Origin of the sequence: Streptomyces sp. NPDC060002 (assembly GCF_042737245.1) — a bacterium.
Taxonomy (GTDB): Bacteria; Actinomycetota; Actinomycetes; order Streptomycetales; family Streptomycetaceae; genus Streptomyces.
In genome coordinates, this window is record NZ_JBHWUW010000004.1 from 97,464 (window position 1) to 119,052 (window position 21,589).

General features: G+C 71.8%; 21 protein-coding genes and 1 pseudogene. 11 read left to right on the forward strand and 11 right to left on the reverse strand.

What is annotated here, in order from left to right; all coding sequences use genetic code 11:
- Positions 1 to 155: 155 nt before the first annotated feature.
- The gene (locus tag ACFWBD_RS05745) at positions 156 to 2,120 is read left to right on the forward strand and encodes an MFS transporter (RefSeq protein WP_385663116.1); all 1,965 of its coding nucleotides are present in this window, start codon (positions 156 to 158) and stop codon (positions 2,118 to 2,120) included.
- On the opposite strand, the gene ACFWBD_RS05750 is transcribed toward ACFWBD_RS05745, so the two are convergent.
- Positions 2,121 to 2,996 (reverse strand): hypothetical protein, encoded by an 876-nt coding sequence (locus tag ACFWBD_RS05750; RefSeq protein ID WP_385663119.1) that lies wholly within the window; start codon positions 2,994 to 2,996, stop codon positions 2,121 to 2,123.
- A 76-nt stretch (positions 2,997 to 3,072) separates the two neighbouring features.
- On the opposite strand from ACFWBD_RS05750, the gene ACFWBD_RS05755 reads away from it, so the two are divergent.
- Both ACFWBD_RS05755 and ACFWBD_RS05760 read left to right on the forward strand, forming a co-directional pair.
- Positions 3,073 to 3,858 (forward strand): SDR family oxidoreductase, encoded by a 786-nt coding sequence (locus tag ACFWBD_RS05755; protein ID WP_385663121.1) that lies wholly within the window; start codon positions 3,073 to 3,075, stop codon positions 3,856 to 3,858.
- Positions 3,859 to 3,996: 138 nt separating this feature from the next.
- Positions 3,997 to 5,565 (forward strand): sodium:solute symporter family protein, encoded by a 1,569-nt coding sequence (locus tag ACFWBD_RS05760; protein ID WP_385663124.1) that lies wholly within the window; start codon positions 3,997 to 3,999, stop codon positions 5,563 to 5,565.
- Here the strand turns inward: ACFWBD_RS05760 and ACFWBD_RS05765 are convergent.
- Positions 5,562 to 6,680 carry an ADP-ribosylglycohydrolase family protein gene (locus ACFWBD_RS05765; RefSeq protein WP_385663126.1) on the reverse strand — a complete coding sequence of 373 codons (1,119 nt, stop codon included), beginning with the start codon at positions 6,678 to 6,680 and terminating at the stop codon, positions 5,562 to 5,564. The genes ACFWBD_RS05760 and ACFWBD_RS05765 overlap by 4 nt on opposite strands.
- A gap of 127 nt (positions 6,681 to 6,807) precedes the next feature.
- Here ACFWBD_RS05765 and ACFWBD_RS05770 point away from each other — a divergent pair, with 127 nt between their 5' ends.
- A complete protein-coding gene (locus ACFWBD_RS05770; protein WP_385663128.1) occupies positions 6,808 to 7,335 on the forward strand; it encodes a DUF2165 domain-containing protein in 528 nt (175 codons plus the stop codon).
- Positions 7,336 to 7,390: 55 nt separating this feature from the next.
- On the opposite strand, the gene ACFWBD_RS05775 is transcribed toward ACFWBD_RS05770, so the two are convergent.
- Positions 7,391 to 7,978: a hypothetical protein gene (locus ACFWBD_RS05775; protein ID WP_385663130.1), complete on the reverse strand. Its 588-nt coding sequence runs from the start codon at positions 7,976 to 7,978 to the stop codon at positions 7,391 to 7,393.
- Between the two features lie 85 nt (positions 7,979 to 8,063).
- Positions 8,064 to 10,667, reverse strand: coding sequence for a bifunctional FO biosynthesis protein CofGH (locus tag ACFWBD_RS05780; protein WP_385663133.1), 2,604 nt, complete (start codon positions 10,665 to 10,667; stop codon positions 8,064 to 8,066).
- A gap of 113 nt (positions 10,668 to 10,780) precedes the next feature.
- On the opposite strand from ACFWBD_RS05780, the gene ACFWBD_RS05785 reads away from it, so the two are divergent.
- Entirely contained in the window at positions 10,781 to 11,485 is a 705-nt protein-coding gene (locus ACFWBD_RS05785) for a hypothetical protein (protein WP_385663135.1), read from the forward strand.
- Here the strand turns inward: ACFWBD_RS05785 and ACFWBD_RS05790 are convergent.
- On the reverse strand, positions 11,482 to 12,327 hold the full coding sequence (locus tag ACFWBD_RS05790) for an LLM class F420-dependent oxidoreductase (protein WP_385663138.1): 846 nt from the start codon (positions 12,325 to 12,327) through the stop codon (positions 11,482 to 11,484). The genes ACFWBD_RS05785 and ACFWBD_RS05790 overlap by 4 nt on opposite strands.
- A 311-nt stretch (positions 12,328 to 12,638) precedes the next feature.
- On the opposite strand from ACFWBD_RS05790, the gene ACFWBD_RS05795 reads away from it, so the two are divergent.
- On the forward strand, positions 12,639 to 13,412 hold the full coding sequence (locus ACFWBD_RS05795; RefSeq protein WP_385663141.1) for a hypothetical protein: 774 nt from the start codon (positions 12,639 to 12,641) through the stop codon (positions 13,410 to 13,412).
- Complete coding sequence (locus ACFWBD_RS05800; RefSeq protein ID WP_385663143.1) at positions 13,409 to 13,708, forward strand: hypothetical protein; 300 nt, start codon at positions 13,409 to 13,411, stop codon at positions 13,706 to 13,708. Before ACFWBD_RS05795 ends, ACFWBD_RS05800 begins: the two co-directional genes overlap by 4 nt.
- Positions 13,709 to 13,755: 47 nt before the next feature.
- Here ACFWBD_RS05800 and ACFWBD_RS05805 read toward each other — a convergent pair whose 3' ends face one another.
- Positions 13,756 to 14,196, reverse strand: a complete 441-nt coding sequence (locus tag ACFWBD_RS05805) for an ATP-binding protein (protein WP_385663146.1) — start codon at positions 14,194 to 14,196, stop codon at positions 13,756 to 13,758.
- A gap of 197 nt (positions 14,197 to 14,393) precedes the next feature.
- On the opposite strand from ACFWBD_RS05805, the gene ACFWBD_RS05810 reads away from it, so the two are divergent.
- Both ACFWBD_RS05810 and ACFWBD_RS05815 read left to right on the forward strand, forming a co-directional pair.
- Positions 14,394 to 15,245, forward strand: a complete 852-nt coding sequence (locus ACFWBD_RS05810; protein ID WP_385663148.1) for a helix-turn-helix transcriptional regulator — start codon at positions 14,394 to 14,396, stop codon at positions 15,243 to 15,245.
- A 9-nt stretch (positions 15,246 to 15,254) separates the two neighbouring features.
- On the forward strand, positions 15,255 to 15,449 hold the full coding sequence (locus ACFWBD_RS05815; RefSeq protein ID WP_385663151.1) for a DUF397 domain-containing protein: 195 nt from the start codon (positions 15,255 to 15,257) through the stop codon (positions 15,447 to 15,449).
- On the opposite strand, the gene ACFWBD_RS05820 is transcribed toward ACFWBD_RS05815, so the two are convergent.
- Together ACFWBD_RS05820 and ACFWBD_RS05825 are read right to left on the reverse strand one after the other, a co-directional pair.
- Positions 15,424 to 15,897 carry a protease inhibitor I42 family protein gene (locus ACFWBD_RS05820; RefSeq protein ID WP_385663153.1) on the reverse strand — a complete coding sequence of 158 codons (474 nt, stop codon included), beginning with the start codon at positions 15,895 to 15,897 and terminating at the stop codon, positions 15,424 to 15,426. The genes ACFWBD_RS05815 and ACFWBD_RS05820 overlap by 26 nt on opposite strands.
- A gap of 59 nt (positions 15,898 to 15,956) precedes the next feature.
- Positions 15,957 to 16,295, reverse strand: a pseudogene (locus ACFWBD_RS05825) (ALF repeat-containing protein); the annotation flags it as partial.
- 143 nt (positions 16,296 to 16,438) lie between these two features.
- Between ACFWBD_RS05825 and ACFWBD_RS05830 the strand changes: the two are divergent.
- Positions 16,439 to 16,918 (forward strand): nuclear transport factor 2 family protein, encoded by a 480-nt coding sequence (locus tag ACFWBD_RS05830; protein ID WP_385663156.1) that lies wholly within the window; start codon positions 16,439 to 16,441, stop codon positions 16,916 to 16,918.
- Here the strand turns inward: ACFWBD_RS05830 and ACFWBD_RS05835 are convergent.
- Positions 16,915 to 17,757, reverse strand: a complete 843-nt coding sequence (locus ACFWBD_RS05835) for an endonuclease/exonuclease/phosphatase family protein (RefSeq protein WP_385663158.1) — start codon at positions 17,755 to 17,757, stop codon at positions 16,915 to 16,917. The two genes, ACFWBD_RS05830 and ACFWBD_RS05835, sit on opposite strands and share 4 nt — an antisense overlap.
- 82 nt (positions 17,758 to 17,839) lie before the next feature.
- On the opposite strand from ACFWBD_RS05835, the gene ACFWBD_RS05840 reads away from it, so the two are divergent.
- Positions 17,840 to 18,235, forward strand: coding sequence for a nitroreductase/quinone reductase family protein (locus ACFWBD_RS05840; RefSeq protein ID WP_385663161.1), 396 nt, complete (start codon positions 17,840 to 17,842; stop codon positions 18,233 to 18,235).
- 8 nt (positions 18,236 to 18,243) lie between these two features.
- Here ACFWBD_RS05840 and ACFWBD_RS05845 read toward each other — a convergent pair whose 3' ends face one another.
- Together ACFWBD_RS05845 and ACFWBD_RS05850 are read right to left on the reverse strand one after the other, a co-directional pair.
- Complete coding sequence (locus ACFWBD_RS05845; protein ID WP_385663602.1) at positions 18,244 to 19,677, reverse strand: aldehyde dehydrogenase family protein; 1,434 nt, start codon at positions 19,675 to 19,677, stop codon at positions 18,244 to 18,246.
- Between the two features lie 113 nt (positions 19,678 to 19,790).
- Positions 19,791 to 21,521, reverse strand: coding sequence for an amidohydrolase family protein (locus tag ACFWBD_RS05850; RefSeq protein ID WP_385663164.1), 1,731 nt, complete (start codon positions 21,519 to 21,521; stop codon positions 19,791 to 19,793).
- Between the last annotated feature and the right edge of the window lie 68 nt (positions 21,522 to 21,589).

Sequence of the window (21,589 nt, forward strand, 5' to 3'; positions counted from 1 at the left end):
GTACGCCTGCGTCACCCCGTCGGGCAGCCGCCCGGCGGGGTGCGTGCTAGCGTCGCGAAACGGGACAGGTCGCCGGTCGCAAGGACGCAGCCGTGAAGCGGACGCGAACGGCATGCGGCCGAGAGCAGAAGACGGGACACGGGGAGTGCCTTCAGGTGGCCACTGCGGAGCCGACACGCGCCGACGACACCGGTCCGGACCCGGACGCCGGCCCGCGACCGAGGGTGCCCGCCCCACAGTCGGGCGACCACGACCGTGACGACCGTGACGCGGTGGTAGAGCTCGAGCGGGACCAGGTTCCGGACCGTACGGCGGCGGACGGCCCCGCGGGCGATCGCGCGGACGGCCGTACCGACGGCGCGGGCCCCGCCGGTGAGCCGTCCCGGATGAGATCCGCGCTCGACCGGCTGGGCGGCCGGCTGCGACGCCACCCCGTGCTGGCCATGACGGGACTGTCCGGTGCCCTGCACCTCGTCTGGTTCTTCACGTTCGCGAACAGTGGCGGCGACCTCGCGGCGCAGGACGCCTGGGCCGAGTTCGTCGGCCGGCACCCCGACTCCGCGTACAACCTCGCCTGGTACGGCGGCATGCACCCGGTGTCGTACAGCATGGTGTCGCCGTATCTGATGTCCCTGCTCGGCGTCCGGACGACGATGATGATCGCCGGGACGCTCTCGGCGGGCCTGCTCACCCTGATCCTGTTGCGCTGCCGGCCGGTGAAGAACCCGCTGTGGCCGGCGCTGGCCGGGGTCTTCGCCCTGTTGTGCAACGCGGCTTCCGGGCGGGTGACCTTCGGGCTCGGCAACACGTTCGCGCTGGGCGCGGTCGCCGTCGTCTTCTGCTGGCCGTACCGCTGGCGCTACAAACGGTGGGCGAAGGCGCTGTGCGCCGCCCCGCTGGCCGCGCTCGCCACCATGGGATCGCCGGTGGCGGGGCTCTTCGTGGGGCTCGTCGCCGCCGCGCTGTTCCTCCAGAAGCGGCGGCCGGGCGCGTGGGCGCTGGGGCTCGCCCCGACGGCCGTGGTCGCCCTGTCCGCCTGGCTGTTCCCGTTCTCCGGCACCCAGCCGATGTCCTTCGGCTCGGCGTCCCTGCCGCTGCTGTCCGCGGTGGCCGTCTTCGCGGTCGTCCCGCGCGACTGGAAGACGGTACGGATCACCTCGGCGGTGTACGGGCTCGGGGTCCTGATGGTGTGGCTGATCAGCTCGCAGATCGGGTCCAACATCACGCGGCTCGCCATGCTGTTCACGGGTGTGGTGCTGATGGCGGCGCTGCCGTTCGCCGTGCCGCGCAGCCGCAAGTGGTACGTGATCGTCCTGGCGTTCCTCGGGTTCGTGGGCTGGATCGGCTTCAAGTCGGTCGACGACGTCCTGCGGACGACCCCGGCGGCCTCCTGGGCGCGTGAGCTGGCGCCGCTCGTCAACGAACTCCAGGAGATCGAAGCGGAGAAGGGGCGGGTGGAGGTCGTACCGGCCCGCTCGCACCGCGAGGCGTCCGCGCTCGCGCCGTACGTCAATCTCGCCCGGGGCTGGAACCGCCAGGCCGACATGGAGCGCAACCCCCTCTTCTACGACGACACCCTCAACTCGGCGAACTACCACGAGTGGCTCCAGCGGTGGGCCGTGCACTTCGTCGTCGTCCCGAAGGAGGCGCTGGACGGGGACGGCGGCGAACGGGAGCGGGTACTGGTGCAGCGCGGGCTGCCGTATCTGACGCAGATCTGGGGCGACGCCAACTGGCAGCTGTTCAAGGTCACCGACCCCGCCTCGCTCGCCGAGCCGAACGCGGTGGTGCAGCGGGCCAAGCAGGACGAGATGACGATCGACGTGAAGAAGGCGGGGCGGATCCTGATCCGGATCCCGTACTCGCCGTGGCTGAGCGTCGTCGACGCGGAGGGCAAGAGCCTGAAGCCGCCGCAGGAGACGAACGCGTCCAAGAACCGGGCAGAGGGGGAGCCGAAGACGTACGACAACGTCGACGGGTGCCTGTTCGAGACCGAGGAGGACACGGACGGGGACAAGTGGACGATGCTGGTCGCTCCTCGGGCGGGGGTGTACCGGCTTGCCGCGCCCTATCAGCTGCCGCGGGGCACGCCGTGTCCGGACGAGCTCAAGCAGCCGTGATCAGCGCAGGTCGGTCACATACCGGTCCGTGCCCGGCACCGTCGGGATGAAGGGCGCGATGAGTTCCATCCTGCCCAGGCCCGACTCCGTCACCGCCTCCCCCAGGCCGGTGAAGTGCGGGTCCCAGCAGTGCCTCGGGTCCGATTCCAGGAACCAGAGCAGGGTCAGGCGGGTGTCGACGCCCTCGACCTGCTTGACGTAGGTCATGCGGTCGCCGGGGAGGGGGGTGGGGCGGAAGACGGTGACCATGGCCGTCGGGGAGCCGGCCACCCGCTCGGGGAGGTGGCGGGCGCGCAGCCACTCCAGGAGTTCGGCGCGCTGCTGCGCCGAGTCGGTGTCGATCACCTCGAGCACCAGGCCCGCGTACGGGTGGTCCAGGGCGTGGAAGTCGCGGGGTCCTGCGGCGCCGTCCCGGTACACGGTCGCCTCGTGGTCCTGGAACGCCGTGAAGACGTGGGTGCGGTCCTGGTGGACGCGGGCGTCCCGGTTGAGGCGCTTGTTGATGGCGACCGTCCACTTCATGTGGTCGTCGTAGCGTCCCTCGGTGATCCAGTAGGTGGAGAGATAGCAGCCGGCGGTGACCGGCTGGGCGACCGCCGACTTCTCCGGGTGGCGCAGCAGCTGGAGGTCTCGGGTCGCCACCCACCTGCGGCCCGCGTACATCCAGGGCATCGCCATCGCGCCGGCGTAGTAGTGGTCGTCCTCGTACCAGCGGTTGTAGGCGTACTCGTGGCCGGGGTGCGGTTCGACCATGGTGATCAGGGCGTGGCCGGGGCGCACCCCGTAGGGGCCGACGGCGGCCAGTTCGGCGTACGTCTCGCTGTGTGTGTCGTCGTGCTCGTCGCTGTGCTTGTCGCCGTGTGTCTCCTCGCGCATGCTCTTCCCCATCCTCCGTGACTGGCCCATACTCTGACGCTCCGTCAGATAATGCGCCAGAGGCCAGGGGGTCCCGATGTCACTGCTCACCGGCAAGACCGTCGTCGTCTCGGGAGTCGGCGCCGGGCTCGGTCACCAGGTCGCCGCCGCGGTCGTCCGGGACGGCGGGAACGCCGTGCTGGGGGCGCGGACCGAGGCGAATCTCGCGAAGAGCGCGGCCGGGATCGATCCCGAGGGGGCGCGTACGGCGTACCGGGTCACCGACATCACCGACGAGGGGCAGTGCGAGGCGCTGGCCGAGCTGGCGCGCGAGCGGTTCGGGGGGATCGACGCCGTGGTGAACGTGGCGGCCTGGGACTCCTGCTTCGGCGGGGTCGAGGACGCCGACTTCACGACCTGGCAGTCGGTGATCGACGTGAACCTGCTGGGGTCGCTGCGGATGACGCGGGCGTGTCTGGCCGGGCTGCGGGTGCGGGGCGGGTCGGTGGTGTTCATCGGGACGCAGTCCGCCGTGGCGGCCCCCTCGCAGGTGCGGCAGGCGGCGTACGCGGCCTCGAAGGGCGCGCTGACCAGCGCCATGTACTCGCTCGCGCGGGAGTGGGGGCCGCACCGGATCCGGGTCAACACCGTGCTGCCGGGCTGGATGTGGGGGCCGCCGGTGCAGGCCTACGTCCAGTTCGCCGCGCAGACCGAGGGAGTGCCCGAGGAGGAGGTGCTGGGGCGGCTCACCGAGCGGATGGCGTTGCCCGAGCTGGCGACGGACGGGGATGTGGCCGACGCGGCGGCGTTCCTGGCGTCGGACCGGGCGCGGGCGATTACGGGACAGTCGTTGCTGGTCAACGCCGGGGAGCTGATGCGTTGAGTTCATGTAGGTGAACGCGAACCACCATACCGAATTCCTTTACCTCCCTTTGACCTTACGGTTACTTGTCGTGTTCACGCGGCAGCGCCCACGATGAGCGCCGGGCCGAACGCCGGGCTGAACTCTGGGAGGGCGCACATGAACGGTCTCGACTGGACCGTGCTCATCGGCTATTTCGGCGTGATGGTCGCGATCGGCGTCTGGTCGCACAAGCGCGTCGACGACGTGAGCGACTTCTTCACCGCCGGCGGCAAGATGCCCTGGTGGCTGTCCGGCATCTCGCACCACATGTCGGGCTACAGCGCGGTGATGTTCACCGGGTACGCGGGCATCGCCTACACCTACGGCGTGACCTCCTTCGTCACCTGGTCCTTCCCCATCGCGCTCGGTATCGCCATCGGCTCGAAGCTGTTCGCGCCGCGCATCAACCGGCTGCGGTCGCGACTCCACGTGGCTTCCCCGCTGGAGTATCTGAAGAACCGCTACGACCTCAAGACCCAGCAGGCGCTGGCCTGGTCGGGGATGCTGCTGAAGATCGTGGACGTCGGCGCGAAGTGGGCCGCCATCGCCACCCTGCTGTCCGTCTTCACCGGCATCTCCCTCAACCAGGGCATCCTCATCACCGGCGCGATCACCGCCGTCTACTGCACGATCGGCGGTCTGTGGGCGGACGCGCTGACCGAACTCGGCCAGTTCGTCATCCAGTTGCTGGCCGGCATCGCGATGTTCGTCGCCGTCGTGCTGAAGCTGAACGACAAGGGCATCGGATTCCTGGACGCCTGGGACCAGCCGGCGCTCCAGGGCCACGACAAACCCCTGGTCGCCCAGTACGGCACGGTGTTCCTGCTCGCGTTCCTGTTCATCAAGCTCTTCGAGTACAACGGCGGCATGCTCAACCAGGCCCAGCGGTACATGGCCACGGGCAGCCCGAAGGAGGCCGAGCGGTCGGCGCGGCTGTCGGCGGCGCTGTGGCTGGTCTGGCCGCTGGTGCTGTTCTTCCCGATGTGGATGTCGCCGCTGCTGGTGACGTCGAACAAGCCGGACGGCTCCGACTCCTACGCCCTGATGACCGAACAGCTGCTGCCACACGGTCTGTTGGGGCTCGTCATCGTCGGCTTCTTCTCCCACACGATGGCCATGTGCTCGTCCGACGCCAACGCCATCGCCGCCGTCTTCACCCGGGACTGCGCGCCGGTCATCTGGGCGCGGGCCCGGGAGTGGAACCAGCGGTCGGGGCTGATCGCGGCGCGCGTGGCGACCGTGGTCTTCCTCGGCCTTTCCATGGCGGCGGCCACGCAGGTCAACTCCGCCGCCTTCAAGGACATCATCACGGTCGTCATCAAGTGGGTGGCGGGACTGATGGGCCCGATGGCGATCCCGATGATGCTGGGCCTGCTGCGCCCGTTCCGCCGCTCCGGCCCGACGGCCGCGCTGACCAGCTGGTCGATGGGTCTGCTGGCCTTCTGGCTGGTCAACTACCCGATCAACTGGAATGTCGACGGCGGAGTGCCGCTCCAGTACCAGGTGTCGATCCCGCTGTTCGTGTCGCTGGTCCTCTACATCCTCATCGGCTTCGTCAAGCCCGAGGACACCCCGGAACGCCTCGCGATCATCGAACAGATCAACACGGACGGGGACGGCGGCGCCTCGGCCGCCGCGCGGGTGCCGCGGCCCAAGGACGGGGTCTCCACGACCGTGTCGGACTAACTCCCCCTGGGGTACCTGGCCATCCAGCCGGGTGACGCCCCGGCGGGACCGTGCAGGGCCGGCCCCTGGGTCATCTCCATGGCGAAGTCGTCGGCCAGTTCCAGGATCGTGGGACGGCCCTCCAGCTCGGCCAGCCAGGCCGGCGGGAGGGCCGTCTCGCCGTGCAGGGCGCCGAGCAGACCGCCGGTGAGCGCGGCGGTCGGCCCCGAGGGCGCGCCGTGGTTCACCGCGAGCCGCAGCCCGTGCCGGACGTCCTCCGCGACGAGGGCGCAGTAGACGGCGCCCGACAGCACGGCCTCCGCGGTCCCCGCCCCGGCGAGCTCCTCCACCCGCGCGGGGCCCGGCAACCCCTGCCGTACGGCGCCCAGCGCGTGCTGCAGCGCCTCCGACACCGCCTCGTGCCCCGGCCGCGCGGCCAGCAGGGCGAGCGCCCGCTGCACCGCGCCGTCCAGACTCTCGCCGCAGGCCAGCGCGTGCACGGTGACGGCGTACGCGGCCGCCGCGAGGTACGCCGTGGGGTGGCCGTGGGTCTGGGCGGCGCACTCGACGGCGAGCTGGGCGACGAGTTGCGGCTCCCAGCCGACGAGCAGCCCGAAGGGCACCGAGCGGGGAACCACCTCGGGCCCGGCCGCGCCGGGGCTCTTGGGCGAGTCCAGGGTGCCCATGACCTCGTCGCCGAGCCCGAGCAGCAGCGTCCGGGTCGGATCGCGCCGGGCGTACAGCCACTCCTCGCGGGCCAGCCAGCCGTCGTCCTTGCGGCGCAGGTCGGGCCCCCAGTCGCGTTGGGTGGCCGCCCATCTCAGATACGCCCGGTGCAGATCCGTCGGCGGATGCCAGGCGCCGGTGTCCCGGCGCACCTGGGCGCGGATCAGCCCGTCCACGGTGAACAGGGTCAGCTGGGTGAGATGCGTGACCGCGCCGCGCCGCCCGTGGGCGGGGGCCAGGTCCACGACCCCCTCGGGCCCGTGGGCCTGCCGGATCTCCTCGGTCCCGAGCCCGTCGACGGGCGCCCCGAGGGCGTCCCCGACGGCCGCGCCGAGCAGCGTGCCACGCACCCGGCCGCGGAAGTCCTGCTGTTCGGCACGGCCCCAGACGGGCCCGGCAGTCGCACCCACCCAGCCCTCCCGCACCGTGCGTACATACGACGTCCGTCACTGTAATCGAACAGCGCTCTGTTCCGGCCCTGTGTACGGGCGTTCGGGTGGAGGGGTGATGAAGACCTGGTGGGGTAAGGACACCGGCATGACCACCCCCACCACACGTATCCCACACGCGTCACGCGTGCTTCCGCTCACCGCCACCCTCCTCACCGGGACGGTCGCGCTCTACATGCTTCTCGTCGCCTTCGGGAACATCACCGACTTCGGCACCAACCAGCAGTTCGTGCGTCATGTGCTGGCGATGGACACGACGTTCAAGGACGACGACGTGATGTGGCGGGCGGTGACGAGCAAGGGGCTTCAGGACGCCGCCTATGTCGTGATCATCGCGTGGGAGACCGTCGCGGGGGTGGTGCTGGCCGCCGGGACGTGGTTCTGGGCGCGGCGCGACCACATACGCGGTCGGGCGCTGTCCACGTACGGGCTGGTCATGCTGATGCTGCTGTTCGGCGCCGGGTTCATCGCGATCGGCGGTGAGTGGTTCGCGATGTGGCAGTCGGACACCTGGAACGGGCTGGACGCGGCCACCCGGGCGTTCCTGTTCGGCGGGGTCGTGCTCCTCGTCAACCATCTGCCGCTCGGACAGGCGCGGGACGACTCCCAGGCGTGACGTCAGGGCGTGCCGTCAGGGCGTGCCGTCAGCGTGACGGCCGGACCTCCGGGGTCTAGTCGACGACCCTGACCTTCGTCCCCGTCTCGCCGAACGCCCACAGCGCCGTCCCGTCCGCCTTGGCCATCCGGATGCCGCCGGTCTGCGTACCGGCGGCGGCCGGGGGCGGGGAGGAGCCGTCGACGGCGTTGGAGAAGGCGATGTTGACGCCGGACGTGGCGGAGAAGTACACGATGTGCTCGATCGCCACGCCGTCGGAGCCCGTGGTGGCGTCCTTGCGGAGCGACACCGTGAAGCTGCCGACGGCCGGGTCCACCGTGCCGGGCCAGACCGTGAAGGTGCGGCGGGCCGTGTCGTCCGCGTCGACCAGCCAGACCCGGTGCTGCCCCAGCGAGTAGACGATGCGCCGGCCGGTGCCCGAACTGCCGGGCACCGCCGCCGCCTTGGGGGTGGCCGACGGTTTCGGCGAGGCCGAGGGCTGCGCGCCCGCCGACGCCGAGGCGCTCGGGCGGCCGGCCGCCGACGCCGTCGGGTGCGGGCCCTGCTCGGCTCGCGCCGTCAGGAAGACGACCGCGGCGATCGCGCCGGTCGTCAGGCCGGTGACCCAAACCCAGGAGGGAAGCCGTCGGGCAGGCACGGGCACGCATCTCCTCAGCTACGGGACCCCTCCGGTCGGGGCCCGATCATCGTACTGCGAGGGGCCCGCTCCCCGGTCCCACCGTGGTCCCTCAGTCCAGCACCGGCAGCAGTTCCGGCAGATGCCCGTCCGACGCCGAAGCCGCCCGCTGCCGTTCCTCGGGCACCTCGCCGTACAGCGTCGTCCGCGGCCTCGCCGGGCGGCCCGCCGCGTCCGCTACCGCGATCAGGTCCTTGACCGACTTGTAGGAGCCGTACGACGAGCCCGCCATCCGCGAGATCGTCTCCTCCATCAGCGTGCCGCCGAGGTCGTTCGCTCCCGAGCGGAGCATCTCCGCGGCCCCCTCCGAGCCCAGCTTCACCCAGCTGGTCTGGATGTTGGGGATGTGCGGGTGCAGGAGCAGCCGGGCCATCGCCGTCACCGCCCGGTTGTCCCGCATCGTCGGACCGGGGCGGGAGATGCCCGCCAGGTACACCGGCGCGTTCGTGTGGATGAACGGGAGGGTGACGAACTCCGTGAAGCCGCCGGTGCGCTGCTGGATCCCGGCCAGGGTCCGCAGGTGGCCCAGCCAGTGCCTGGGCTGGTCGACATGGCCGTACATCATCGTCGAGGACGACCGGATCCCGAGCTCGTGCGCGGTGGTGACGACCTCGATCCAGGTCGCGGCCGGCAGTTTGCCCTTGGTCAGCACCCAGCGGACCTCGTCGTCCAGGATCTCGGCCGCCGTGCCGGGGATGGAGTCGAGCCCGGCCTCCTTCGCCGCCGTCAGCCACTCGCGGATCGACAGGCCGGTGCGGGTCGCGCCGTTGACCACCTCCATCGGCGAGAAGGCGTGCACATGCATGCCGGGGACCCGTTCCTTCACCGCCTTCGCGATGTCGAAGTAGGCCGTGCCGGGCAGGTCCGGGTGGATGCCGCCCTGCATGCAGACCTCCACCGCGCCCAGTTCCCAGGCCTGTTGGGCGCGGTCGGCGACCTGGTCGAGGGAGAGCGTGTACGCGTCGGCGTCGGTGCGGCGCTGCGCGAAGGCGCAGAAACGGCAGCCGGTGTAGCAGACGTTGGTGAAGTTGATGTTCCGCGTGACGATGTACGTGACGTCGTCGCCGACGGTCGCGCGGCGCACGTCGTCCGCGATACGGGTCAGGGCGTCCAGGGCCGGGCCGTCCGCGTGGAGCAGGGCGAGGGCCTCGTCGTCGGTGAGCTTCGTCGGATCGTCGGCGGCCGTCGCGAGGGCCTGCCGTACGTCCGTGTCGATGCGCTCGGGCGCCATGCCGGGGGCGGCCGCCTCACGCAGGGCGCCCCAGTCGCCGTACACCTCGTCGAAGTCGTCGCGCCGGTCGGAGGTCCGGCCGTCGGTGTCGATGGTGCGGTGCAGGTCGGTACGGCCGGACGGCACGAACACCTCCTCCGGCTCCTGCCACGGGCGGCCCTCGACGACCGCGTCCGGCACGGCCAGTCCCGTCTCCGGGTCGGCCAGCGCGCGCACGTGCGGCAGCAGCCGCGGGTCGAGCCACGGCTCGCCGCGCCGCACGAACTCCGGGTAGACGCAGAGACGTTCCCGCAGCTCGAAACCGGCCGCCGCCGACTTCTCGGCGAGCTCGTCGATCTGCGGCCAGGGGCGCTCGGGGTTGACGTGGTCGATGGTGAGCGGGGACACCCCGCCCCAGTCGTCGACACCGGCCCCGATCAGCCGCTCGTACTCGCTGTCGACGAGGTTGGGCGGGGCCTGGAGGCAGGCGGCCGGGCCCATGATGTGGCGGGCCACGGCCACGGTCGCGACCAGCTCGTCGAGTTCCGCGTCCGGCATCCCGCGCATCGCGGTGTCCGGCTTGGCGCGGAAGTTCTGGATGATCAGCTCCTGGATGCCGTGGTAGGCGCGGGAGACCTTGCGGAGGGCGAACAGCGACTCGGCGCGCTCCTCGTACGTCTCGCCGATGCCGATCAGCAGCCCGGAGGTGAACGGGACGGAGGAGCGGCCGGCGTCCTCCAGGACCCGGAGCCGGACGGCGGGCTCCTTGTCCGGGGAGCCGTGGTGCGGACCGCCGGGCTCGGACCACAGCCGGGTGGCGGTGGTCTCCAGCATCATGCCCATGCTGGGCGCGACGGGCTTCAGCCGCTGGAAGTCGGTCCAGCTCATCACCCCCGGGTTGAGGTGCGGCAGCAGCCCCGTCTCCTCCAGGATGCGGATGGAGATGGCGCGGACGTAGGCGATGGTGTCGTCGTAGCCGTGCGCGTCGAGCCATTCCCTGGCCTCGGGCCACCGCTCCTCCGGCTTGTCGCCGAGGGTGATGAGGGCTTCCTTGCAGCCGAGGGCGGCACCGCGCCGGGCGATGTCGAGCACCTCGTCCGGCGACATGAACATCCCGTGTCCGGCCCGGCGCAGCTTGCCGGGGACGGTGACGAAGGTGCAGTAGTGGCACTTGTCACGGCAGAGCCGGGTGAGGGGGATGAAGACGCTCTTCGAGTACGTGATGACGCCGGGCCGGCCGGCCGCCTCCAGGCCGGCGTCCCGCACCCGGGCGGCGGAGGCGGTGAGGTCCTCCAGCGCCGCACCGCGCGCCTGGAGCAGCACGGCCGCCTCGCCGACGTCCAGGGCGACGCCGTCACGAGCCCGTTTGAGAGCGCGACGCATGGAGTTCTCGGTGGGGCCGGGGGTCGGGCCGGGGCCGGTTCCGGAGGTCGCGGAAGTCGTCATCCTTCGAGCATACGATCACGTTTTCCAAGCTTGGGACTCTGAGTACGCGTACCCATCCCGCGCCCGCAGCCGTACCGATGCCCCGCGCGCCCCGGCCGACCTACGGTCGCCGTATGCCCGAGGAGATCGCCACCGCACCCGCCACCGCCCACGCACCCGCCACCGCGCCCGTCCCGGCCGGCCGCACCGCCGCGCAGGCCTTCGGTATCGGCTGCGCGGTGCTCGTCGCCGTTCCGCTGCTCCTCGTCGTCGCCTTCTTCGGCTGGATCGCCGTGGTGACGAAGGACGCGTCGGACTACCCGCGCGTCACGCCCGAGGAGATGGTGGACCGCGCCGTCGACCGCTCCCGGGAGGCGTACGACGTCCTCGGGTTCACCCGCACCATCAGGCCCGGCGTCGAGAAGATCGGGGTCTCCACCGAGAACACGGTCGGCTCGAACTACTGCTACCGGGGCGGTCTGACCGACGAGACCGTCGACGGCGTCTACAGCGTCAGCCACGACTGGGCGCTCGACCACGTCCCCGCCGAGCAGGCGATCCCCGGTCTGCGCCGGCTGCGCGACCATCTCGAGGACACCGGCTGGGACATCACCTCCTACCGGGAGAACGTCTCCGGCGACTACTGGGATCTGTACGCCTCCCGCTCGGACGGCGACGAGCGCGTGTCCTTCCAGTGGTTCGCGGACCGCGACTACTTCACCGGCGGCACGTCCACACCCTGTGCCACGGACCCGGGTTGGCGGCAGGGCGACGACGAGCCCGCCGGGGACCAGCTGTGGCCGCCCGACTTCGGACCGTCGGCGAAAAGCGGCTCCTAGAGGTACGGCGTGAACTCGTCGAGTGCGCGCAGCGCCTCCGCCTCCCCCACCGGCGGCAGCTGCACCACGGCCTCCTCGATGCCCAGCTCGGCGTAGTACGCGAGCTTGCCGGGGGACGGCTGGACGGCGTACGGCACGACCTGGAGGGCGTCCGGCTCGCGGCCCGCGTCCGCCCACGCCGAGCGCAGCACGGGGAGCGCCTCGGACAGGCCACGGCCGCCGATCGGCAGCCAGCCGTCGGCGTACTCGCTGATGTGCGAGAACAGCTTCGGTCCGGCGGCGCCGCCGACGAGGGTGCGGGGGCCGACGACCGGCCCGCGCGGCTTCTGTACGGGCTTGGGGTACGCCGTGCTGGCGCGGACGCTGCCGTACTCGCCCTCGTACGCGGTCGGCTCCTGCGCCCACAGGGCCTGCATCAGCCGCATCCGGTCCCGGACCAGTTCACGACGGGTACGCCAGTCGACGCCGTGGTCGGCGGCCTCCTCCACGTTCCAGCCGTAACCGAGGCCGAGGGTGAGGCGGCCGCCCGACAGGTGATCGACGGTGGCGATCTGTTTGGCGAGGTCGATCGGGTCGTGCTGGGCGACGAGCGTGATGCCGGTGCCGAGGCCCAGCGTCCGCGTCACCGCCGCCGCCTGACCGAGGGCGACGAAGGGGTCGAGGGTGCGGCCGTACTCGCGGGGCAGGTCGCCGCCGGCCGGGTAGGGGCTGGTGCGCTCGACGGGGATGTGCGTGTGCTCGGGCAGATAGAGCCCGGCGAACCCACGCTCCTCCAGCTCACGGGCGAGGCGGGTGGGGGTGATCGTCTCGTCGGTGAGGAAGATCGTGACGGCGATGCGCATGGGGGGCCTTTCGCTGCGTACGGCTCTTTCGACGGCGTCGTCGCGGGTGACGTCCTCATCTGTACCGGGAGAGGGGGCGGGTGTCCATACCGACTGGTCGGCATTGGCATCAGAACGCGCCCGGGGTGTCCAGCGGCCGCCTGTCCGGCTCCGACGTCCGGCTCCGACGGAGGGCTGCGGGCCGTGGCCCGGCCGAGCTGTTCTCTGAAGGCGACGACGCCTCCGCCGCCCGGCCCGCCGGCGGCCTTCACGAACCCGGTTTTCCCGGGCGGGCGTAGCGGCGGCTGAAGGGGACTTGCGAGACTGCCCGGATGACTCGCACGACTCGCCTCCCGGCCGTACGACTGCACCCGCGCCGAGGTCGGCCGGGCCCGCGCGACAGTCACATCGGGGGCCCGCTGTGGTGGCCGGCGGACGAGCCGTGGCCGCGCTGCGCCGAGCACCGCGACGTGAACCGCAGACAACTGGGCCCGTATCACCTGGTCCCGGTGGCCCAGTTGACGGCGGCGGACTTTCCGGAGATCCGTTTCCCGGAGGGCGCGGACCTGGTGCAGCTCCTGTGGTGCCCGGACTGGCACGACCAGCCGCACCCGGAGGGCTGGGGCCAGGCGTGTCGGCTGTTCTGGCGAACGGCGGCGGACGTTCTGAACCCGCTTCCCGAGGGCGAGCAACCGGAGCCGGACACCCACTGGGACGGGGACATGATCCCCCTGCCGTGCGTCCTGCACCCCGAACGCGTGACGGAGCACTCCTGGGACGAGGAGCTCCCGGACGAGCTGTCACCGACTCCCGGTTACAAGGTCGGCGGCAGCATGAGCTGGGGTGTGACGGACCGCCCCGAGTCGATGGACTGCGGCGAGGACGGATGCGGGGCACCACTGGAGCTGTTCCTCCAGCTCGACTCGTACGAGTACGAAGACGGGGGCCGGTTCCAGCCGCTGGGGGAACGCGGCTTGGACCCGACGAGCGAGGCGGGACGAGCCGCACGGGAGCCGGTGGGCATGACCGTGGGACGCGGTGGCCACGCAGGCCTGTTCGTGTGTACGGCGGACCCCCGTCATCCGGTGTCGTTCTTCACCCAGTGAGGAACGGAGCGAGCGGTGCGGGGGATGACGTCCGCGTCGCCGTCCGACCCCTCGGGGGCGCGTACTGCATCCAGGCCGCTCCAGAGCCCGGCACCTTCTCACCGGAAGCTCTGACCGCGCTGCACGAAGCCGTCGAAGGTCTGGGCGGGCTGGTCGAGTCCCCTGCCACCCTGCGCTTCGCCGTGATCACGATCGAGCGCGCCACGGATCCAGCTGCCCTCGAGCACGCGTTGGACGCCTGGGCCGGTCACGGCCAAGTGGCCTGGTGGTACGGCAACGGTGAGGTCGCCCAGTAGCGGCCGTAGGGCGGCTCGGGCGCCCTGCCGGGCCGGGCACCGCGTACTCACCACTTCGCCTCTCCCCCGCAGTCCGCCCACAGCAGCTTCCCGCCCTTCGACGCGCCGAGGTAGCGGAGTACCGACACCCCCACATCGTCCGCGCACGCCTTTACGAGGTGCAGGCCCCGGCCGTGTTCCGACTCGTACGGCGGGGCGGCGCCCAGGGCATCCCCCTTGAAGCCGGGAGGGACGCGCGGGTCCGTGTCCCAGACGGCCACGCGGACTCCGCCCGGCCGGGTCGACATCAGGCGCAGGGCGTACGGGCCCTCGGTGTGCAGGTGCGAGTTCGCCAGCAGCTCGGCCGCGAGGAGCTCCGCGGTGGGGGTGAGTCCGGGCAGCTCGTGAGCGGCGAGGATCAGTCTCAGGGCGCCCCTCGCGATACCCGGTGCGCGTGGATCGCGGGGAAGGTGCAGGGTGTAGTTCCAGGACGGGGATACGGTGGCCATCGGAAGTCTCCGGTCACTGAGGGGAGTTGAACGGGTGCCTGGTGTCGATGCCGTGGCGTCCCACGGTGCGCTTCCGGGCGGGGCGCCTGAGCAAGAAGATAGGGCTCAGCAAATGTAATTTGCGAACCTTCGAGATACTTCTGCTTATATCTCCCTCGTGTGAGCGACCGACAGAACACGTGTCCAGGAGGATCTACGTGCCCCCACGACCCCCGCTGACGGCCCGCCGCCTTCGGCTCGCCGTGGAGTTGCGCAAGTTGCGCGAGCGCGCGGGCATGACAGCGACCGAAGCCGCGCGCACGCTTGGAACGAGCCAGGGGCAGCTGAGCAACGTGGAGTCAGGCCGGTTCGGCGTGAGTCCCGAGCGCGTGAGGGCACTGGCCCGCGCGTACACGTGCTCGGACCCCGCGTTCATCGAGGCCTTGGTCGGCATGGCGGCCGACAAGACACGCGGATGGTGGGAGACGTTCCGGGATGTGCTTCCGCCGGCGCTCCTGAACATCGCGGAACTGGAGCATCACGCCACCGCGCTGCGGTCCGCCAACACCGCGCACATCCCGGGGCTGCTCCAGACCACCGACCACGCCCGCGAGATCTTCCGGCAGGTCGTACCCGAATTCTCACGATCGGACATCGAACTCCGCGTGAGCCACCGGCTCCAGCGCCAGGCGCTCCTGGACAGGAACGACCCGGTCCCGTTCCGCGCCGTCATTCACGAAGCCGCCCTTCGCGTACCCGTCGGCGGCCCATCCGCCGCCAAGCGACAGCTTGAGCACCTCCTGGAGCAGAGCGAACGCGAGCACATCACCGTCCAGGTGATCCCGTTCGCCATCGGCGCCTACCCCGGATCCGGACAGAACATCCACTACGCGTCCGGCCTCATGCCCCAGCTCGACACGGTCTCACTCGACCAGTCCCATGGGCCCGTACTCCTCGACGCGGAGGCACAGTTGGAGATGTACCGCATCCTGCTGGACCGCATGGAGCGCGTGGCACTGGAGCCATCGAAGTCCCGCGACTTCATCCACGACCTCATCCACGACCTGTAAGGGGAGCCGATGCCCACCCACACCTGGCAGAAGTCGTCCTACTGCGGGCAAGGCGAATCCTGCGTCCATATATCCGCCGACCCCGGCCCCGGCGCCATCCACCTCACCGAATCCGCCGACCCCACCCACTCCGTCCTCACCACCACCCCCCGCGCCTTCGCCGCCCTGCTCGACGCGGTCAGCGCACGTCGACCCGGTAGGTGACCCGCTCCGGCTCGGTCGTCGGGGTCGGGGACGGGGACGGGGTCGGACTGGCGCCGCCTCCGCAGGCCGCGGTCTGCGCCGTGGGGAACGTGCAGTGCAGCAGCACGATCCGGGTGCTGCCCTTGCCGGTGGCCTCGAAGGTGAAGACAAGGGTGCCGCCGCCGCCGACCGACTTGCCGTCGTCGGCCGACTCGTAGCTGCGGTCGGCGGCGCGGACCACCGACGCGTCCGGCTGCGGGGCGACCACGAACCAGTGCTCGCGGGTGGACGCGTTCTCCGGGACGGAGAGCGTGAAGCGCTCGCCGACCTCGGCGGTGATGCTCAGGTCCTGCGTGGGGTGACTCGTGGGCTCGTCCGCGCCGGAGCCCGACGCGCAGCCCGCCACCAGCGTGACTGTGCAGAGTGCCGCCGCGACGGCCCCGGTGCCCCTGCTCGACCTGGCCGCCATCGGCTCCCCCGTTTCGATCTTGAACGCCGGGAGGGTAGCACCCTCCCGGCGGACCATTCCTAGCCGCCTACCTCGTACCGCCCGGCCTCCAGGAAGTACCGCAGCTCCTCCGGCGTCCCGTCGATGACCCTTTCGGCGGCCGCGCGCAGGGCGGCGCTGATCTTCGGGTCGGCCAGGATGCGGGCCACGGCGACGCGGTCGTCCTCGGCCCGGGCGAGACGGTAGCCGGTCTCCAGGAAGGCGCGCAGAGCCTCCGGGGTGCCGGTGTCGAGGGCCTTGTTGGCCTCCCGGACGACCCCCTTGCCGGAGTTCTTGTCCGCCAAATTGCGACCGATGGCGACGGCGTCGTCCTCGGCCTGGGCGAGGCGGTAGCCGGTCTTCAGGAAGGTGCGCATGTCCCCTGCCGCCCGGCGGGACGCACAACTCCCTTTGCGAGGAGGACGGTTACGTCGGAGGTAATCGCTCCGAGCCGTCTCCGCCGGAGATGATGGCGGCCTCGTCGCGTCAGTGGGACGCGGCTTCCGCACCGGAGGGATCCACCGTGTCCTCAGCCACCCCCACGACTCCTCGCGCCGTGGTCCAAGAACTGCTGCGCCGGATCGGCGAAGGGGACCCCGAGCGCATCGCGGAGCTGTACGCCGAGCGGAGCGACTGGAGGCTGGACTGGCCGCAGGACGAGCACGGTCGTGCGCGGAGCGCCACCCCGTGGATCCGTCACCGGGCCACCCGTGCCGACGCCGCCGCCCACTACCGCGAGCTCGCCGAGCACCATGTGCCCGGGCAGGCGGCCACCGGGATCGAACGCGTCCTCGTCGACGGCGACGACGCGGTCGTGCTCGGCGAGATCCGGCAGACCGCCCGCTCCACCGGGCGGGCCTATCGCGCCCGGTTCGCGCTGCACCTCACGATCGAGGGCGGCCTGGTCACCCGGCACCACGTGTACGAGGACAGCCTCGCCGTCGCCCGGGCCTTCGGGACGGAGGGGACGGGTGAGAAGGGGGAGAAGGGTGAGACGGCTTAGATGATCGCCGTCTCCTCCTCCGCCAGGTCCGCGACCACTGCCGCGTGGTCCGAGGGCCAGACGCCGTCCACGGGGCCGTGGCCCGCCCGGCGGACGTGCCGGACGTGGCCCTCGCCGATCGGGCCGGGTGGGCCCACGTGGATGTAGTCGATGCGGACGGCGGGTTCCGGCAGGCGGGCCGCGAAGGGGTTTTCGGGGGTCCAGGTGGCGGCGGGGGCGGTCGGGTCGGCGTAGTCCCAGGCGTCGTGGAGGACCAGGCCGGGGACGGCCGGCGCGGTCCTCGTCCCGCCGAAGAGGCGCACCTCGCCGGAGTCCGGCCGGGCGTTGAAGTCGCCGGTGACGACGGGCGGGAAGGGCGTGCCGTCGCGGTGCCGGGCGACGAGTTCCGCGAGGGCGGTGACCTGGGCGCGGCGCACCTCCGAGGCGTGCGCGGCGGAGGTGAGGTGGGTGGTGAAGAAGGGGATGTCGAAGGCGGGGGCGGCCACGCGGGCGTAGAGGGCCGCTCGGCCGTCGGCCAGTTCGGGGGGCGCGGGCAGCAGCAGCGTCTCCCGCTCCACCACCGGCCAGCGGCTCAGCACCGCGTTGCCGATGTCGACCGAGCCGGCGTCGGGTTCGGCGATCCGCTTCCGCCAGCGTTCAGGGGCCGGTGAGGGGGCCCAGGTGCAGTGCAGGCCCAGCTCGTCGGCCAGCCACTCGGCGAGGTTCTCGGCGCCGGCCGCCCACACCTCCTGGAGGCCGACCACGTCGGGGTCCAGCTCGCGCAGTACGGCCAGGATGGCCTTCCGCCGTTCCCGCCAGGGGCCGAACCGCCACCACAGGTTCCAGGTCACGAAGCGCATGTGCAGCCCCCGCTCTCGTCACGCCGACGGCGTCGGGGACCATTCAAGCAACAGCGCCTCGTGTGAAGGAGCCCAACGGACGATGTCCCGCCCCGCCGACCTCCGTTTCCGCGCGACCACCGCCGTCCAGCGGTACCTCGCCAACCCGCTCATGCGCCGCCTGCCGTTCCACACGCTCCTGGAGACCACCGGCCGCGTCTCCGGCCTGCCCCGGCGCACTCCGTTGGGCGGCCGCCGGGTCGGCAACACGTTCTGGCTGGTCTCGGAGTTCGGGGAGCGGTCGCAGTACGTCCGCAACATCCGGGCCGATCCCCGGGTGCGGGTGCGGGTGGGCGGTCGATGGCACTCCGGTACGGCCCACCCGATGCCCGACGACGACCCGGTCGCCCGGCTGCGCACCCTGCCCAAGGGCAACAGCGCGGCGGTACGGGCCCTGGGAACGGCGCTGCTCACCGTGCGGGTGGACCTGGCGGACTGACGGCGACGTCAGCCCGGCCAGACGATCGACTGCACCTCGCTGTACGCGTGCAGCGCGTACGAGCCGACGTCCCGTCCGACGCCGCTCCGCTTGAAGCCCCCGAACGGCGCCTCCATGTTGCGGCCCACGGTGTTGACGCCGACGCCGCCGGCCCGGAGCCGGCGGGCGACGCGGAAGGCCCGGGCCACGTCGGCCGACCAGACGTAGTCGATCAGGCCGTAGTCGCTGTCGTTGGCCAGGGCGATTCCCTCTTCCTCCTCGTCGAAGGGGATGACCGTGACCACCGGGCCGAAGATCTCCTCCCGGGCCACCCGCATGTCGTTCGTGCAGTCGGCGAGGAGGGTGGGGGCGACGAAGAAACCCCGTTCCAGCGGCGGGCGTTCACCGCCCGCGACGACCACCGCCCCCTCCTTCCGGCCGAGTTCGACGTACGACTCCACCCGGTCCCGATGGGCGGCCGAGATCACCGGGCCGACCACCGTGTCCGGCTCCCGGGGATCGCCCACGGTCAACCTGCCCGCGTACGCGGCGAGTTGTTCCACCAGTCGGTCGTACACCCCGCGCTGCGCCAGCACCCGCGTCGGGGCGGTGCAGATCTGGCCGCTGTAGAAGGAGAAGGTGGTGCCGATGCCGGCCACCGCCGAGGCGAGGTCCGCGTCGTCGAGGACGACCGCCGCGCCCTTCCCGCCCAGCTCCATCAACTGGCGTCTCATGTCCCGGCCGCACACCTCGGCGATGCGCTGCCCGACCGCCGTCGAACCGGTGAAGCTGACCATGTCGACGTCCGGCGACGACACCACCGTCTCGCCGATCTCGACGGCGCGCCCCGAGACGACGTTCACCACGCCGCGCGGCACGCCCGCCGCCTCCAGCGCCTCCGCCATCCGGTAGACGGACAGGGGGTCCTGCGGGGCCGGTTTCACGACCACCGTGTTGCCCATGGCGAGGGCGGGGGCGACCTTTCCGGCCGGGTTCGCCCACGGGTTGTTGTAGGAGGTGACGCAGGTGACGACCCCGACCGGATGCCGTACGGCGACCGCGCCCATCACGCCCGCCCTCCCCATCGGCCCGGCCTCGTTGACCTGCGGCGCGATCGGCCACTCGGCGGGCTCCACGCGCGCGTAGCGCCGGAAGCGGGCCACCCCCACCCCGACCTGCATCCCGCGCGCGGTACCGGTCGTGGCGCCGGTCTCCGCCTGGGCCAGCTCGGCGTACGGCAGCAGCCGGGCGCGCATGATGTCGGCCGCCCGGGCCAGGGTCGCCGCCCGTTCCTCCGGCGGGGTGCGCGACCACGGCCCGAAGGCCTCGCCGGCCGCCGCGCAGGCCGCGCGCGCCTGGTCCCTGGAGGCCTCCGGGGCCCAGCCGACGGTTGCCTCGGTCGCCGGGTCGACGACCTCGTAGTGGCCGCCGTCGGGCTCCACCCAGACGCCGCCGACGAACAGCTTCTGCCCGCCGGCACCGCCGCTGCCACCGGTCCCACCGCTACCACGGGTCCCACCGCTACCACGGGTCCCGCCGCTGCCACCGGTCCCGCCGCTGCCACCGGTCCCGTCGGTCACCTGGTGCTCACCGTCCTGGTGTCCCGCCCCGAGCGCAGCACCCGGCCCGGCACGGCGCCCGTCACGACGTCGTCCCGGATGGCCGCCACCCCGTTGACCCAGACCGCCCGCACGCCGATCGCCCTGGAGTCCAGCCGCGGGCTGTCGCCCGGCAGGTCGTGCACCAGGGTGGCCTTGCCCGCGTCGATCCGCTCCGGGTCGAAGAGGACCAGGTCCGCGTGCCAGCCCTCCTGGATCCGGCCCCGCTCCCGGAGGCCGAACAGCCGCGCCGGGTCGTCCGTCAGCATCTTCACCGCCTGCTCCAGGCCCGCCAGCTTCCGGCCGCGCAGACAGTCGCCGAGGAAGCGCGTGGTGTACGGCGCCCCGCACATCCGGTCCAGGTGCGCGCCCGCGTCGGAGCCGCCGAGCAGGACGTCCTCGTGGCTCCAGGTGTCCGCCCGCAGGGCCCAGGAGTCCGGGTCGTTGTCCGTCGGCATGGGCCACAGCACCGTACGCAGTTCGTCGGCGGCGCAGATCTCGACCAGACAGGCGAAGGGGTCCAGGCCGCGTTCGGCGGCGATGTCGCGGACGACCCGCCCGGTGAGGCCCTCGTTCACCGCGCTGTAGGTGTCGCCGATGACGTACCGCCCGAAGTTCGCCAGCCGCCGGAAGACGCCCGCCTCCTTGGAGGTCGCCCGCCTCAGCAGCTCCGCCCGCACCTCCGGGTCCCGCAGCCGCCCGATCCGTTCCGGGACCGGCAGGCCGAGGACCGGCCCCCACCCCGGGATCAGGTTCAGCGCGCAGAACGTGCCCAGGGACATGTTCATCGGCGTGAGGATCGGCATGGTCAGCGCGACGACCCGGCCGCCGGCCTTCCGCGCCCGTTCGCTCGCCATGAGCTGCCGGGGCACGCGTTCCGGGACGGCCGCGTCGACGGTGAGGACGTTCCAGTTCAGAGGGCGTCCGGCGGCCGCGCTCATCTCCACGAACAGATCGATCTCGGCGTCGCTGAACTGGTCCAGGCAGCCCGCCACGATCGCCTCGATCTGGGTGCCCTCGTGCTCGCCGACGGCCCGGGACAGCGCGAGCAGCTCCTCCGGCCGGGCGTGCCGGGAGGCGACCGGCCGGCCGTCCCCGTCGGAGTGGGTCGAGGACTGCGTGGTGGAGAATCCCCACGCGCCCGCGTCCATGGCCTCGTGCAGCAGCCGGACGATGCCGGCCAGCTGCTCCTCGCTCGGCTGCCCGCCCACCGCGTCCGCGCCCATCACGTACCGGCGCAGCGCGCAGTGCCCCACCATGAACCCGGCGTTGACGGCGATCCGTCCCTCCAGCGCGTCCAGGTACTCCCCGAAGCCGTTCCAGCTCCAGGGCGCCCCCTCCTCCAGGGCGACCAGGGACATGCCCTCCACCTTGGACATCATCCGACGTGTGTAGTCGGCGTCCTCGGGACGGTCCGGATGCAACGGCGCGAGCGTGAACCCGCAGTTTCCGGCGGCGACCGTGGTCACCCCGTGGTTCAGGGACGGGGTGGCGTACGGATCCCAGAACAACTGGGCGTCGTAGTGCGTGTGCGGATCGACGAACCCGGGAGCGAGGACGAGCCCGGACGCGTCCTCACTCGTCCGGGAGACCTCGGTGACCGACCCGATGACGGCGATCTTCCCGTCCCGGATCCCGACGTCGGCGACGAACCCGGGCGCGCCCGTCCCATCGACGACGGTCGCCCCTTTGATGACGTGATCGAGCATGCGGGCTCCTTCTCAACTCCGATGCGATGGGCGCCCCGAAGGGGCGCGGGGCTGTACCGCTGTGCGGC

Coding starts and splice junctions, on each gene's coding strand:
- ACFWBD_RS05770 (WP_385663128.1), top strand. CDS start 6,808: ATGACCACCCCCACCACACGTATCCCACACGCGTCACGCGTGCTTCCG.
- ACFWBD_RS05795 (WP_385663141.1), top strand. CDS start 12,639: ATGACTCGCACGACTCGCCTCCCGGCCGTACGACTGCACCCGCGCCGA.
- ACFWBD_RS05840 (WP_385663161.1), top strand. CDS start 17,840: ATGTCCCGCCCCGCCGACCTCCGTTTCCGCGCGACCACCGCCGTCCAG.
- ACFWBD_RS05755 (WP_385663121.1), top strand. CDS start 3,073: ATGTCACTGCTCACCGGCAAGACCGTCGTCGTCTCGGGAGTCGGCGCC.
- ACFWBD_RS05835 (WP_385663158.1), bottom strand. CDS start 17,757: ATGCGCTTCGTGACCTGGAACCTGTGGTGGCGGTTCGGCCCCTGGCGG.
- ACFWBD_RS05785 (WP_385663135.1), top strand. CDS start 10,781: ATGCCCGAGGAGATCGCCACCGCACCCGCCACCGCCCACGCACCCGCC.
- ACFWBD_RS05820 (WP_385663153.1), bottom strand. CDS start 15,897: ATGGCGGCCAGGTCGAGCAGGGGCACCGGGGCCGTCGCGGCGGCACTC.
- ACFWBD_RS05815 (WP_385663151.1), top strand. CDS start 15,255: ATGCCCACCCACACCTGGCAGAAGTCGTCCTACTGCGGGCAAGGCGAA.
- ACFWBD_RS05760 (WP_385663124.1), top strand. CDS start 3,997: ATGAACGGTCTCGACTGGACCGTGCTCATCGGCTATTTCGGCGTGATG.
- ACFWBD_RS05850 (WP_385663164.1), bottom strand. CDS start 21,521: ATGCTCGATCACGTCATCAAAGGGGCGACCGTCGTCGATGGGACGGGC.
- ACFWBD_RS05750 (WP_385663119.1), bottom strand. CDS start 2,996: ATGCGCGAGGAGACACACGGCGACAAGCACAGCGACGAGCACGACGAC.
- ACFWBD_RS05790 (WP_385663138.1), bottom strand. CDS start 12,327: ATGCGCATCGCCGTCACGATCTTCCTCACCGACGAGACGATCACCCCC.
- ACFWBD_RS05805 (WP_385663146.1), bottom strand. CDS start 14,196: ATGGCCACCGTATCCCCGTCCTGGAACTACACCCTGCACCTTCCCCGC.
- ACFWBD_RS05780 (WP_385663133.1), bottom strand. CDS start 10,667: ATGACGACTTCCGCGACCTCCGGAACCGGCCCCGGCCCGACCCCCGGC.